Here is a 14,216-nt window from a genome sequence, read left to right as displayed (position 1 = left end):
GTTTTTCACCTGCTTGCGCCACCACCGCCAGAAGAACCTCCTCCAAAGCCGCCAAATCCACCAGAACCTCCACCACCTCTGCCAAACCCACCAAATCCGCCAAAACCACCAAAATGGTGGTGGTCATCATCCTCATCCCATGGGTCCTGTCCCCACCAGTAAATTCTCTTTCGTCTTCTACCAATAAATGAAAATATTATTATTAGAACTACAGCAACAAAAATTGCAAAATCCGGAATATCAGACTCTTGGTCTGAGCCCTGGTCGCCCACTTGAATTTCTGTCGACGTAGCATCACCACTTTCATCTATACCATAGCTGGAAAGTTCTTCTATTTTCAGCCCATACTCCTTTGCAACTTCGCTTGCAACAGCTAAAAATGTATCCTTTATCCCCTTTGAATATTTTTTTCTCTCAAAAGCTGGTATAGCATACTCATCAAGTATCCTTCCTGCCTTGCCATCCGGAATTGCACCTTCTAAACCATATCCAACTTCTATTCTTATTTTTCCTTTTTTGCCTGAAAGTAAGTTTTCTCTGTTTACAAGAATCAAAACTCCATTGTTAAGCTCTTTGCCTCCAATCCCCCAGCTTCGGAAAAGCCTATTTGCATACTCCTCTATTGTATAGCTGCCAAGTGTCTGTACAGTTACAACAACAATCTCTGCAGATGTTCTGTCTTCTATCTCCTTTGCCAAAGCCCTCATTTCATCTTCATCAGAGCTGTCAATTAAGTCTGCATAGTCAAAAATATAGATATTTTCAACAGGTTTTTCCGGAATCTGGGCAAAAGCTACAGCAAAAGATGTAAATAAAATCAAAGCTGCTACTGCAAATGACGCTGCAAGTACACAATGGAATTTAGCCTGTTTTACTTTCATTGTAAATCTTCTCCTTTTTATTTTGAAAAGTCAACCGAAGGCACGCTCTTTGCTTGGCTCGATGCTTCAAAATACTGTCTTTCTTCAAATCCAAACATCCTTGCAATCAGAACATTCGGAAAAACCTTTATTTTCATGTTATACTGTTTTACTGCATCATTGTAATCCTTTCTTGCAACGGCAATTCTATTTTCTGTACCAGCAAGTTCATCCATAAGCTGCACAAACGCTTTGTCGGCTTTGAGATTTGGGTAGTTTTCAACTATCATCAAAAGCCTTGAAATTGCCGATGTCAGCTCATCGTTTGCTTTTGCCTTATCTTCTACTCCTCTTGCGTTTAAAAGTTTTGAACGTGCCTGAGCAAGAGTTTCAAAAATCTCTTTTTCGTGCTTTGCATACCCTTTGACTGTGTTAACTAAATTTGGTATGAGGTCTGCCCTTCTTTGCAGCTGATTTTCAACCTGGCTCCATTTGCTGTCAACATTCTCTTTCAAGCGCACAAGGCTATTATATGTCGAAAAGGTGTATACAACAAGAACTACAACTAAAACCAAAGCAGCTAAAAGGATTTTTGTGCCTTTCTTCAATTTTTTCACTTCCCCTTCCCATATATTTTTTGGCTACAAGGATATATATACCCACTATCTTCATTTTACGAAATCTAATGCTAAAAATTAACTTTTTACTTTTAAATCTTTGGTTAAATAGACTTGAAAAATTGCTTCTAATATCCTTAAAAATTATATTTGTTTCAGCGCTAAAATAAAAAGCCACAGATAGTTGATCTTCTATGCCTATCTGTAACCAAACTCCCTTTTGATTGTTGAACTTGCAATTTTATTTTGTGTAATTCCTATTAATCCATCTTTACAAATTTGCCCTTAATAAGTTGGTACTTACTCAAATCAAGGTCTTTGTTATTTAAAATTTTGCACCTTACATTTACAGAATATACTTCTTCTAATATTTTTGGAGTATTTTGGGTAAAATCAAACTCTGCAATAAGTTTAATCTCGCCTTCCTCAAAACTACATAATTTTAACTTTTCGTACCTATATTTCACATCTCCACCAACAAAAATCAAAGAACTGGTCGGAAGGATTTTGCTAATCTTGCCTACGTAAGCATCATCTTCAAAACCAATTAATCCTACCCAGTAAAGCTGTTTTATCGGAAGGATAAATTCAAATTCATGAAGACTTTCATCTTTTGCTTTTCTTGATAGAGACCCTGCTGCAGTTGACACTATCGAATCCACAAATTCAAATTTAAATCCATCTTCGTTAATAAAATTTTTTTATCTGTCTCATAGTTCTACTGGACCTTGATGCAAATTAGTGTATTATGCTAATGAAGTAATATTATAGTTAGTATTAAAACATATTCCATTTATTCTTTGGAACATGGTGAAGACATATTTATCATCTAATTTATTACAGAACAAAGGGCAAAAAGTTCCAACCTTTTTTAGTATGTTCTCAAGAAGTAAAGTAGGAAACTGAAACACATGGGAGAAGACCAGAGTCTTAGAGTCTGTGAACTTTTCAAATGGTGTTTTACTATTCATCCCTTTACCATTATGAGGTCTAAAAAATTTCTTGTATCCTGCCATCTTTGAGCTTCTTGAATGAAATAACATTTATTTTCAAAATATATCGAGCCTGTATCAAGTTAATGCCCGGAAATGGAATATGATACAACTGTGGAAGTTACAATAAAAAGTCGCAGGCACGTTGGATTTGTTTTTTATGCCTGTAGCTTTAGCTTTTCATTAATTAATTGGTAAAGTTGTTGGAGCAAAGAAGAAAAAAAGATAGGCGGTGCTATTGCCGCCTACTTACTTATCCTCAAAGTCATCAAACAAATCTTTTATATCAATATCATCAAAGTCTTTCTCAAAATCCTCATCAGTCAAGAGGTCTTCTTCGGTTGAAAACTCAATGCCATAATAGTCGCACAAAAAGTCAGAAACTGCAAGACTTAAATCAAGCTCTCCAAGGTGGCTTGCTACAGAAAATGGATCAAGTTTTTTGAAAACTTCTTTGATGTCGTTTACCTTGTTCAAGTGCTTTATAAATATTTCAAGTCCAACCTTGTCTTTTGGAAGCACTACCGTCTTCCCTGGCTTTATTGGCGAGTGTTTGCTTGGCTTTGCCAAAAAGAGTTTTACAATAAACTCTATTGCAAAGTTGTCTGCATGAGACATATATCTTTTTTTGCAGCTATTGCACTTGATGTAAGCTATGTCTGCAAAGTTAATAAGCCCTATTTTTGCAAGATATCCTTCATCCTGCCACTCAAGCTCAACATTGCTGCTACCACAGCTATAGCAGATGCTTGGCGTTATTGTGTCTTTTACAAGGTTGTAAAAGAAAATATAGTCATTGTCAAAGCCATCTGGGAAAACAGATGAAAACCTTTTCTCCCAGCAGTTTGCAGCATTGCACATACTGTCTTTTTCTTTTTTGCTATTTGGGCACATGCCAAAATAGCCAGGGCAGAATTTAAAATACAAGTAGTCTCTTGGGCTTGAAAATCTTATAGTTTCGTCTTTCATGAGCTCTCTTATGCTTGCATTCTCTGAAAGCTTCCTGTCCACAAAATCAAGTATTGTCTCTTTATTTGATATATTTACAAAAAACTTATTTTTATCTTTTCTTTTTTCCATAAAAATACCATCCTTTTTTCTTAATTCAATTTATACAAACTACAATATTACATTAAAATAATACCCCTTTTACTTTTCTTCTTTTATCCACTCAAGCGCCTTTTTTGTGTAATCAAAATCTTTCTCCAGCATATCTCTTAGCGGAAGGTATTCCAAAACTTCTTTTGCCAATGTCTTTACTGAATTGTTGTATCTTTGCAAAGGCAAATACTTTACTTCAAGGTTTTTGACAGCAAATGTTGTATCAGCCCTGCTTTTTAAAAATACATTGCATTTTACCGTGCACTCTAAAAAGTCTCCCTGGTAAAGATAAGTGAGTTTTCTTAGAATTTCTGTAGCATCTTTCGTAGCGCCAATATACTTCCCTTGCACTTGTTTTATTTCTATTATTATATCATCAACTATCTCTTTTTTGACATTCAAATTCATCGACTTTAACGCCAGCACAAGATTGTCTATGAAAACATCAAATGTAGGCGAAATCTCTGTAAACATGCCTATCTTTACATCACCAAAGATGGCTTTAAAATTTTCCAAAACTGCCTCACTAAAAAATGTAATTGTCACCTTTCTAATTTTTCCTCAGCTCCCCTTTTTTAAATCCGAAATTTCTATTTCTCTTTGAACCTCTCATGAATATTGAGCAGTTTGTGAAAATATATCAGCTGGTGTTCAAAGATTGTCTTTAAAATCTCCCTAATTGGTGCAACAATGTATCTTTTTGAGACTGGACTAAAATAAAGGTCGTAATAATCAGGTCCTTCAAAGAGTATGTCAAAATCTTTGAAATTCTTGTTAAATTCCCTCTTAAGATCTTCAATAGTCTTTGCATATATTATGTTCATTGCAACATTTTCTTCATTTTCAAAAAGCTTTTTGTAAGCCTCGCAAATATCCAGGGCAGAAAAATTGGAAACAGGAAAGTTTATATACAAATCATCAAAGTACTGATAAAGTGCACATGGCATTATTGTTTTTGTTTTATTCTTTTCTACGATCCCATAATAGCCCTCACCAAGCCAAATGATAGGAATCATGTCAAGAGTCAAATCTGTAAATGTGTCATAGCTGTTGTTTGCTGCCCAAATTTTCATTGAATTTAGCATGGATATTATATCTGCTGAATAGACAATACATAAAAATTCTTTGTAAAAGGCATTTGCAACATCAAAGCTTTTTAGCTGCTGCTCAGTTGGCAGTGGAATTCTGAGCTTTTCTAAAAATTCTTTGGTATATATCCAGCTATTTGTCTGAATAATATTGTTTAAAAAATTTGAAAAGGTTAAAATCTTCCCCACTCCCTATAAGTAGCGTTTTTGTGAATCTCCTTTTGAATTCTATTTTATCTTATCTTCTTCAAAATTACAAACCTTGAATGACAAATTTGTTTGCTTTGCCTCTTGCAAAATTATATTTTTTTCCATTAAAATTTATATTGTAAAAGTATATATCTTAAAACAATTCTTTGTTTTTATCAAAAAAAGAATCTGGAGGGGTGGTTGTATGGAAATTTTAAAAGTTGCTGCTTCATCAATGCCTCAGAAGGTTGCAAATGCGCTTGCTGCTATTGTAAAAGAACAAGGTGAAGCTGAACTTCAGGCTGTTGGTGCTTCCGCTGTAAACCAAGCTGTTAAAGCTATTGCAATTGCTCGTGGTAAGGTTGCTCCAAACGGAATAGACCTTTATGTAATACCTGCATTTGCAGACATTGTTATAGAAGGCGAAAAGAAGACAGCTATTAAGTTTATTGTAAAGTCAAGATAAACTAAAAAGTGTATTTAGACGGGCTGCCATAAAAGTAATGCATAAGTGGCAGCCCAATTGCTTATTTTTTTGTTTCTTACAAGTCCCCTTTTTCAGTAAAAAATTCAATTTTTATATCCCCCGTGTTTGTGACCATTACATTTTTCACTTTTAACCCCTTTAGATTTTGAAAAATTATCTTCTCAATGTCAATCTCCAACCTATCCTTGAAAAGATTAACACCTTCAATTTGGCTTTTTTTAAACTTTCCAAATAAAAAACCATAAATTATTATGCTTTTTGATGGGTCAAATAGTATTTTAATAATCTTTCCTTCAGACACAATTGAAAATTTCAAAACTAATTCTGGAAAGATGTTCACAGGTTTTATCTTCACATTAATTTCATTGTTTACAACATCTATTTCTTTAACTAAATCTGGAAACGAAGTGTTTTTGGATAATATAAATACAATTTCCTCGACGCTTGTGGAAATCTTCCCCATAAAGTAGTCTTCCCTCTCTTTTGTCAGAATCTTTTGTGTAAATTTTCCTTCTATATTTATATACCCTATAGGAGTATATTTAAAATCTAAATTTTTGCGAAATTGTAAAAGAAAAAGAGCTGCCATGTGTAAATCACCATAAATGTTAGCAGCTCTTGCCTCTTTCAAGCTATATTAGAATCTTCTTTTGCAAAAGCAGGCTTTCAACCTCATCTTTTGGAAGAGGCTTGCTGAAAAGATAGCCTTGTCCAAAATCACAGCCAATCCCTTTTAAAATCTCTAGCTCTTTTTTGTTCTCTATTCCCTCTGCAACAACTTTTAAACCAAGCTTGTGCGCCATCAGGATAATCCCCTCTACAATTGCCCTGCTTTCCTTTGAAAACTCAAGCTCGGATATAAAACTTTTGTCAATCTTGATACCGCTGATTGGAAGCCTTTTCAGGTATACAAGGGAGGAATAACCTGTTCCAAAGTCATCAATTAAAAATTTTATCCCCATCTGGCACAAAAAGCCCAAAATCTTTAAAGACACATCAAAGTTTTCAACAGCACCAGTTTCGGTAATCTCAAAGGAGATTTTAAATGGATCAACAGAGTATTTTTCTAAGAGCTTTGCAACTGTGTTCTCAAAATATTTTGTTTTAAACTGGCGGGCAGAAAGATTTATTGCCATATGAATATCATTTATACCTCTTTGCTCCCAATCTTTGAGGTCTTTTAATGCCTTTTCAATTACCACCTCTCCAATTCTTACAATAAGTCCGCTTTCCTCTGCAACTGGTATAAATTCAAGTGGTGATACCATTCCTTTTTGTGCCAAAAACCACCTTATCAGCGCCTCAACACTGTGTATCTCCATATTTTCAAGGTTTACAACTGGCTGATAGTAAAGTACAAACTCATCATTTTCTATTGCTTTTCTTAAATTCTTTTCTATCTCTATCTTATTTAGATTTTTCAATAGCAAAAATGGCATAAAAATCTGAAAATCGTTTTTTCCATTTTCCTTAGCAAGAGAGAGTGCCATATCTACATTTCTTAAAATCTCTTTTGTATCTTTTCCATCCTCAGGATAAAAAGATATTCCCATACTAACTGTTGTGTAAAGCTCTCTTTCTATTTTTTCTATAAATACCTCATTTTCAAAAATTTTCTGAATCTCTGTGCAAACCTCTATAACATAGTCTTTCTTTTCAAGACCATTTAGGATTATAGCAAATTCATCACCGCCAACTCTACCAAAGTAGTTTTCAACTTCCAAGCCTTTCAGATACTCAGCTATTTTCTGGGAAATTGTCCTTAGGTATTCATCGCCAACTTCATGACCATACAGGTCATTTATATCCTTGAAATTGTCAATGTCAATTAATATAACAGCTCCAATTTTACCTGTTTGAGCCGCTTTTTTGATTAATTCGTTTAATTTATTTTCAAAAAGTTTTCTATTGGGTAGATTTGTAAGATCATCATAATACGCAAGATACTTTATCCTGTCTTCATACTCTTTTTTAGCTGAATAATCAATATTTATCCCTATTAATTTTTCTGGCTTTCCTCTATTATCATAGAATACCTTTATGTGTACTGAGACCCACTTATAATTTCCATTTTTGTCTTTTATCCGCACTTCGTACTCTATTTTCTCGTCTCTTAGCTCAAAAGCTCTTTGAATTTTTTCAATCACAGCTTTTATGTCATCTGGATGGTAAAGCTCAAGCCATGTATAATAGTCAATTTTTGGGTTAATCTTATCTGTCTCAAAATAGTCCTTGAGATTCCCATAAAACTCAATCCTTTTTTCAGCAACATCAAACTCCCAAATACAATCTGAAATGTTTTCAACTATGAATTTATACCTCTCTTCCTCTTCTTTTAAAAGCTCTGTCTGTTTATTTAGAATTTCTAAGGTATTTACCAGCTCCTGATTTGTCTCCTCAAGCTCTTCATAGCTTTCTTCCAAAAGACGCTGATTCTTTTTAATAGACGTAATGTCAAGCCCAGTTGAAATAATCAACGGTTCATTTAGATATGAATTTTTAACAACCACATTGTTCCAAATTATCCAGCATACATCTCCGGTCTTTGTGATAATTTCATTTTCAAAGTTATTCAAAACCTTCTTTTCTGCTATCTCTGAAAACAGTTTCTCAATGTACTCTCGCTTATGCTCTGGAATGAATATATCAACCCACCTTTTACCTATTACCTCTTCCCTTTTATATCCTGTGACTTCCTCCGCAAACCTGTTAAAATAGATAATCTCACCCTTTAAATTGAGAGTAAGCACTATTACATTTGCGTTAGATGCTAAAAGCTCTGCATATTTTTCATAAGCTTCTTTTCCCTGCTGAAGCCTTTTGTTTATGCCTCTCATTACAAGTATTGTCATGCTTGAGGCAAAGACGATTATAAAAAGAATATAAAGTATTAAAAACGTTATTTCTCTGTTCTTTTTTTCATAATAGTACGGAGAGTATGTAGAAAAGTAGTTATAATAAAGCTGATCAAATACACCATTTTTAATAAGCTCTTTTAGTCTTGCATTCACATAACCAACAAGCTCCGGACGTCTTTTGCTTATACCAAAACCACTTTCAACTATAAAAATATCCTTTAACCTGAGTTCAACTTGGCCTTCATAATTGCTTTTCACTAAAAAGTAATTAGCAACCTCTTGAGAGATTATAACTGCATCTACTTTGCCTTCTAAAAGTGCTTTAAACTCATCTTCAATGGTTGAAAAGGTGAGATAGTTTTTAACTTTTAGTCTTTCTTTTAGCAATGTCTCTGTATAATCACTTTTCACTACACCTATCTTAAAAGAGCTTAAATTTCTTAAAGTTATATCCTCGTCAAAATCTTTTCTTGTATAAATCCCAACATGTCTTGTGAAAATTGGATCTGTGAAATAGATATCTTTTTTTCGCTCTTCTAATATCACAATAGGACCAGTAATGTCAATCTCGCCGCTTATAAGTCTTTTATAAACATTTTCCCATGTATCGCTACTTACACTCAAAAAATACTTGTCTTGCTCAAAAATCAAATTTGCCAAATCAACCGAAAATCCATACACTCGCCCATCTACAATATATGAAAAAGGTGGGTACTGCTTATCTACTTGAAACTTTATTGTTTTGTAATAGCAATATGCAACCTGGCTTGTAAAAAGAAATAACAGGATTGATATTATAATAACCTGAAAAGCTCTTTTCATAAAAATCAACCTTCGAATTTTGCAGATATGCTAAATATTCTAACAATATATATACCTATTTTCAAGAAAACTGAAACAATTTTTTAAACACAAATCTCTCTCCATTCATTGCGATGCTGTACTTTAACACTTTTCCCCATACCTCTCGAGAGCTTTTTTCACTCTTGAAATTATCTCATTCCTTATCCTCTCTGGTGATACTACAACAACATCTTTGCCTAAATACAAAATCCTTGACAAAACTTCCGCTTCTTCAAATGTGTAGTAATAGATTGTAAGTTGGTGTTTGTTCTTCTCTCTCAAAAACCTTGCCGATTTTTTGAATGATGAAAAAAGACAAAACGCTCTTTCTAAAGCATTTCTGGTGTTCATAACCTCAAGGACAATTGGCTCTGGTGCTGAAGATTTTTTTAAAAATTCTTCATACTCCTTTGAAATTTCCGTCATGTCAACCTTTTCAGAGGCTAAGCTAATATCATGCAAATTTTGAACAACGCATTTTGCAAAGCTGTGAGAAGTTATAGAGTAAATAATTGCATAGATCAAATCATCTTTGAGAGAGTATTGAATCTTTACAGGAATCCCTGTTTCTTTAAACTGCCGACCGCCTCTTGTTATGTAAGTGTAGTTTATTGCTTTTTTTTCTAAGGCTGCACAAATTAGAATTCTGAGTTTCTTGCCAATCTCCCTTACCCACTCTCTTTTTACCACTTTTGAGTAGTTTTTAGGAAGCAAAATTTCTGGGTCAAACAGAAAATTGTTATTCACTTTTAGCCTTTTTATCTTTTCAATTGTTTCATCTTCCAAAAAAAGATGCACATAGCGGCTGGATAGCATGAATTTTAACCACATAAGTTCTATGTCTGTAGCATAAGGCTCGATTGGCGCATCAATTCTTAAAGTTAACTGTTGAGAGTCACCTTCTTTTTTTAGAAGATATAGGTTTTTATTCTCTTCCTCATTTTTGTCTAAAACTCTTCTCTCTAAGCTTGGAAAATTACAATTGTACTTTTGTAAAATCTTCTGTATATCCCTTTGTGAAATTTTACCATTCTCGTAAGTTTTATTTATAATCTCTTCTAAGGCTTTATAAAATGTGCTTTTTACTTCACTGAATATTTCCATAGTTCTTCAAAATCTCCTTCCACTCCTCAATTATTTCTTGTCTGAGCTTACTTGAGTCTTCGCTGCCATCTTCAACAACAACTCTGTGTGAAAAGCTTCTTATCCATGGTTTGAATTCTTTTAAGTTACTAAGCTCATACTCTACAACAAATTCATTTTGGCTTACTATATCTATTTTTGCATCCTTTAGTTCTCTTTTTACCCTGTTCAATACAAAGTTAAAGCTGGCCTCTTTATCATCAAGGATGTACTTTAGTTTTATTTTTTTAAACCCTGTCTTTTTGAGTGGAACAGACACAAAAAAGCACTTTTCAATAATTTTCCAGTATTCTTTGAAAATGTTTTTGTCAAATGTCTCATCTAAAATTTCTATTTTTTCTACCCTTGAGGCAGGAAGAGTATTTATTTCATTTTCATTTAGCACAATAAAATACCATCTGCCAAGTTTTACATCGTAAATGATTCTGAGTGGAATACAAGTATACTCTTTTATTTCATTTTTGCTTCTTGGATAGTACCAAACTTTTATTTTTCTGCCACTTGAGGCTGCCTGCCAAAATTTCCATACAAGCTCTTCATCTAAAACATAATGATGAGGCACATATGTAAACCAAAACAGCTGATTGGCTTCTTTTACAAACTCTTCTTCACCATTTTTCAAGAGATATTTTTCCAAGCTCTCTTTTAAAAACCATCCCGGAACATTCGGCACATTTGTGTTTATAAAAAATAAAACCGACAGGTAGATGTTTTTTAGCTCATCTTTTGAAAACCCTGAAAAAAGTTTTTCTATAGTATTCGACAAAACATAAACTTTCTCTTTTCTTAAAAATTTTATAACCCCTATACTTTGCATTTCCTTCAATGTCCTTTTTATACTTGAGTCAATAGCTTTGTCCTTTGTTCTTTCATCAAGAGCAAAGTAAATTTTATCCACTATTTCATTTGTAGATGCTTTTTTGTCTTTTGAAGAATTCAAAATCTGAAGAATCATGAAAAACAATGTTGTTTGAAGCGGAGTTGAGGTTTTTGAAAAATATATATTGATAAGCGGATTTTCCACTTCTTTGAAAAAATCTTCAACTATACATGGCAAAACCTTCTTGCCTTCTTTTTCGACCGACAGATACTCATCTTCTTTTAAAAACACTCTCATACGCCTGAGCTCTTCATCAAATGTTCTTTTACCTATCTTAAAAAGCTCAGCATCTTCTCGTGAATAACATCCATACAAATATACAAGTCGCGAAAAGTTTCTGAGCTTGTTAAAGTCGTTTATAAAAGGATTAAACTCCGGCATAGGTTTTAACTTCCCCTTTTATAACTTTTCTTTATTTATGAATTTTTGTGCTTGTTTAAAAGAGGAAAAAAAACTTTGTTATATTAATAACATTATATCAGAAACTAAAAGCAGGCAAAAGATTCTACTAAAAGCAGAAACTTTTTCTGTTTTTATATTTTTAATAATCTTTTTGTAACAAAAGCACCAGGCAGGACATTCTATCTCGCCTGTTTTTGCCTTTTTTAAGTTTTTCCCTTGCAAAATTTCTGTTGACTTGTGTGAAATGTTCATTTAAGTAAAAACAAGCAATGTGGCAAATACAGGTGATAAGTGAGAATTTATACAACAAACATGCATAAAACTAACATTTTGACCAAAAGTCATATCTGTCGACCTCCGGTGGCAAAATTTTAAGATTTAATTTGTATACGATTTCAGACTTGCAGCACGTGGATTTGACCAAACTTCTGGCAGCAGCTGGATAGACGGAAAAGTCCAATAAGCTTTTATCGCTTGATTTTCCTGGGCTGATTTGAGTTTTCCACAGATGTTTTGATATAAAAACATTGACAGGGGTGCATAATTTTGATATAATAAAATCAAGCTCTTTAACGTGTTTGTAGCCTCCCCTTTGGGGATTGAAACTCCTAACGACTAAGCTTTGTTAACACCGCAAAGAAAGTTTGTAGCCTCCCCTTTGGGGATTGAAACCTTTGTATCTTCCCTGGGTATCCTGGTCTACTTTGTTTGTAGCCTCCCCTTTGGGGATTGAAACAACCAATACTACTCTGTGCTTTTAACCCACTAACGTTTGTAGCCTCCCCTTTGGGGATTGAAACGCGCATTACTCTTCATCTTGAAGAAGATGGGGTCTAGTGGTTTGTAGCCTCCCCTTTGGGGATTGAAACTTTTTCCTTAAATCTCAAGTATTTCATTATTTCACCGTTTGTAGCCTCCCCTTTGGGGATTGAAACATTCTAAATGTTTTTGTTTTATAAAATCCCTTTAGCAGTTTGTAGCCTCCCCTTTGGGGATTGAAACAAGCCATCCCCCTACCTTGCAACACTTCTGAAAAACGTTTGTAGCCTCCCCTTTGGGGATTGAAACAAATTACAGCCTGTCCATTTCCCAGAACGACCTGAGTTTGTAGCCTCCCCTTTGGGGATTGAAACAAAAAATTTCCTTTTTCGTTACCGTTTGACGTTGCTTAGTTTGTAGCCTCCCCTTTGGGGATTGAAACATGACTTTTTGACAATGTATTTGAAAAGATTAAATACTGTTTGTAGCCTCCCCTTTGGGGATTGAAACGTTAATTGTGCATTTTCTAATGGGAAAACGATTAAATTTGTTTGTAGCCTCCCCTTTGGGGATTGAAACTGCTATTTCTTCACCATATAGTTTCTCCATCTCCGAAGTTTGTAGCCTCCCCTTTGGGGATTGAAACAAGGATTGCTTGTACCACCGCTTGAAGCGTCATGAAGTTTGTAGCCTCCCCTTTGGGGATTGAAACACTTTTTCAAATCCACTGTCCCATCCTGTGGAACGTGTTTGTAGCCTCCCCTTTGGGGATTGAAACCTTTATACATCTTCCCACTCCCTTTTTATTTTTTTTTAGTTTGTAGCCTCCCCTTTGGGGATTGAAACCCTATTTAGATTTTTTGATTCCTATTGTTTGTTTTTCGTGTTTGTAGCCTCCCCTTTGGGGATTGAAACCAAATTTTTTTTGCTAATTTAAAACTAGGATTTCGTGTTGTTTGTAGCCTCCCCTTTGGGGATTGAAACGTTAATTGTGCATTTTCTAATGGGAAAACGATTAAATTTGTTTGTAGCCTCCCCTTTGGGGATTGAAACTCGTTTTGCGGCAACAATTCTACGCAATGTACAATTGTTTGTAGCCTCCCCTTTGGGGATTGAAACGCCAAAAGTAATTCCTCATATTAATGTGCTTAACCTCAGTTTGTAGCCTCCCCTTTGGGGATTGAAACCAATAAAATTTGTGTATAAAGCCTTTATAAGCTTCAGTTTGTAGCCTCCCCTTTGGGGATTGAAACCACTACTGGGAGTAGGGCCAAAAGCCCTGCTCCACACCGTTTGTAGCCTCCCCTTTGGGGATTGAAACACCATACTTTCCAGCTTTTTCATGTTTGCTTTTCTGGTTTGTAGCCTCCCCTTTGGGGATTGAAACAGTAATAGAAAGTTCTGGGACTTATTTCACATTCTTTGGTTTGTAGCCTCCCCTTTGGGGATTGAAACATCTTTCCACTTTTATGTTAACCTCAAAACTGGTATCGTTTGTAGCCTCCCCTTTGGGGATTGAAACTCCCAAACGTCTACAACCGTCGTTCCTTTATGCGGTGTTTGTAGCCTCCCCTTTGGGGATTGAAACACTTATGTAAACCATTCCAGAGATTTGCCAGCTTTTTAGTTTGTAGCCTCCCCTTTGGGGATTGAAACACGCAATACATACTAACCCTGAAAAACTCAAACCATGTTTGTAGCCTCCCCTTTGGGGATTGAAACCCAAGCCCGTTATAAAGCTCTTTGTTCCAAAAAATTGTTTGTAGCCTCCCCTTTGGGGATTGAAACAATTTTTGACTAAAACACACAAATAAAAAATAGCTAAGTTTGTAGCCTCCCCTTTGGGGATTGAAACCAATGCTCTTGAAGATGTTGATACAATTGACATCGCTGGTTTGTAGCCTCCCCTTTGGGGATTGAAACACTTAAGAATTAAAAATTTTTAGGGAGACAGCTTAAGTTTGTAGCCTCCCCTTTGGGGATTGAAACACTTTTCC

Annotated in this window: 11 protein-coding genes, 1 pseudogene and 1 CRISPR repeat array (1 of these 13 only partly in view); of the genes and pseudogenes, 1 reads left to right on the top strand and 11 read right to left on the bottom strand. The window is 34.7% G+C overall.

Annotation, left to right across the window (positions count from 1 at the left end; translation table 11 throughout):
* Positions 1–5 precede the first annotated feature (5 nt).
* The 7 genes and pseudogenes from OTJ99_RS00105 to OTJ99_RS00075 all read right to left on the bottom strand — a co-directional run bounded on the left by OTJ99_RS00105 (position 6) and on the right by OTJ99_RS00075 (position 4,847).
* Positions 6–881 (bottom strand): TPM domain-containing protein, encoded by an 876-nt coding sequence (locus OTJ99_RS00105; RefSeq protein WP_045166007.1) that lies wholly within the window; start codon positions 879–881, stop codon positions 6–8.
* Between the two features lie 17 nt (positions 882–898).
* On the bottom strand, positions 899–1,468 hold the full coding sequence (locus tag OTJ99_RS00100) for a LemA family protein (RefSeq protein WP_045166008.1): 570 nt from the start codon (positions 1,466–1,468) through the stop codon (positions 899–901).
* A gap of 269 nt (positions 1,469–1,737) precedes the next feature.
* The gene (locus tag OTJ99_RS00095) at positions 1,738–2,139 is read right to left on the bottom strand and encodes a hypothetical protein (RefSeq protein WP_200889486.1); all 402 of its coding nucleotides are present in this window, start codon (positions 2,137–2,139) and stop codon (positions 1,738–1,740) included.
* Between the two features lie 84 nt (positions 2,140–2,223).
* Positions 2,224–2,528 (bottom strand): annotated as a pseudogene (locus tag OTJ99_RS00090) (hypothetical protein); the annotation flags it as partial.
* A 190-nt stretch (positions 2,529–2,718) separates the two neighbouring features.
* Entirely contained in the window at positions 2,719–3,549 is an 831-nt protein-coding gene (locus OTJ99_RS00085) for a hypothetical protein (protein WP_045166010.1), read from the bottom strand.
* A 69-nt stretch (positions 3,550–3,618) separates the two neighbouring features.
* The gene (locus tag OTJ99_RS00080) at positions 3,619–4,116 is read right to left on the bottom strand and encodes a hypothetical protein (protein ID WP_052671512.1); all 498 of its coding nucleotides are present in this window, start codon (positions 4,114–4,116) and stop codon (positions 3,619–3,621) included.
* 44 nt (positions 4,117–4,160) lie between these two features.
* Positions 4,161–4,847: a hypothetical protein gene (locus OTJ99_RS00075; protein WP_235374890.1), complete on the bottom strand. Its 687-nt coding sequence runs from the start codon at positions 4,845–4,847 to the stop codon at positions 4,161–4,163.
* Positions 4,848–5,052: 205 nt separating this feature from the next.
* On the opposite strand from OTJ99_RS00075, the gene OTJ99_RS00070 reads away from it, so the two are divergent.
* On the top strand, positions 5,053–5,313 hold the full coding sequence (locus OTJ99_RS00070) for a stage V sporulation protein S (protein ID WP_045166011.1): 261 nt from the start codon (positions 5,053–5,055) through the stop codon (positions 5,311–5,313).
* Between the two features lie 76 nt (positions 5,314–5,389).
* Here the strand turns inward: OTJ99_RS00070 and OTJ99_RS00065 are convergent, their stop codons facing one another.
* From OTJ99_RS00065 to OTJ99_RS00050, 4 genes are all read right to left on the bottom strand, one after another.
* A complete protein-coding gene (locus tag OTJ99_RS00065) occupies positions 5,390–5,965 on the bottom strand; it encodes a hypothetical protein (RefSeq protein WP_235374892.1) in 576 nt (191 codons plus the stop codon).
* 1 nt (position 5,966) lies between these two features.
* Complete coding sequence (locus OTJ99_RS00060; protein WP_045166012.1) at positions 5,967–9,014, bottom strand: EAL domain-containing protein; 3,048 nt, start codon at positions 9,012–9,014, stop codon at positions 5,967–5,969.
* A gap of 123 nt (positions 9,015–9,137) precedes the next feature.
* Positions 9,138–10,139 (bottom strand): WYL domain-containing protein, encoded by a 1,002-nt coding sequence (locus OTJ99_RS00055; RefSeq protein ID WP_045166013.1) that lies wholly within the window; start codon positions 10,137–10,139, stop codon positions 9,138–9,140.
* Positions 10,123–11,439, bottom strand: coding sequence for a helix-turn-helix transcriptional regulator (locus OTJ99_RS00050; RefSeq protein ID WP_045166014.1), 1,317 nt, complete (start codon positions 11,437–11,439; stop codon positions 10,123–10,125). Before OTJ99_RS00050 ends, OTJ99_RS00055 begins: the two co-directional genes overlap by 17 nt.
* A 597-nt stretch (positions 11,440–12,036) precedes the next feature.
* Positions 12,037–14,216: direct repeats of the CRISPR family, unit length 30 nt; unit sequence GTTTGTAGCCTCCCCTTTGGGGATTGAAAC; it runs 1,059 nt beyond the window's last position.

This window comes from Caldicellulosiruptor naganoensis, assembly GCF_026914285.1.
GTDB lineage: Bacteria > Bacillota > Thermoanaerobacteria > Caldicellulosiruptorales > Caldicellulosiruptoraceae > Caldicellulosiruptor > Caldicellulosiruptor naganoensis.
Note: the sequence above shows the minus strand (reverse complement) of the source record. Positions and strands in the feature narration are given on the sequence as shown.